General features: G+C 46.2%; 1 protein-coding gene. It reads right to left on the reverse strand.

Features of this window, described 5'->3' with window-relative positions:
* A partial coding sequence (locus QMX84_RS26500; protein WP_282365161.1) for a hypothetical protein occupies positions 1-264 on the reverse strand: 264 nt, incomplete at both ends.

Genomic DNA, 264 nt, shown 5'->3' on the forward strand with positions numbered 1-264 from the left:
CATTTTTTATGCTGCTAAGCAGCGGCTCAGTAAAGAAGGGCGTGTACTGTAACGTCACGCTATGGCCCTGAGGTGAAAGCATTTGCACCGGCATGGCCAATCCGCCTTGGCCGACCTCAAGGATTTCAATGAGCCCAGACTTATGCTCGATGCGATAGTGCTTGTCGTCCAAAATATAAAAATGAAACGAGTCGATCTTCTTCTCTGGAATAAATTTCCCAATACCTTCGGGCGTCTCTTCCAGGTTAACTTTAAATGTTTCAC

This window comes from Pseudomonas sp. PS01297 (assembly GCF_029959305.1).
GTDB lineage: Bacteria > Pseudomonadota > Gammaproteobacteria > Pseudomonadales > Pseudomonadaceae > Aquipseudomonas > Aquipseudomonas helleri.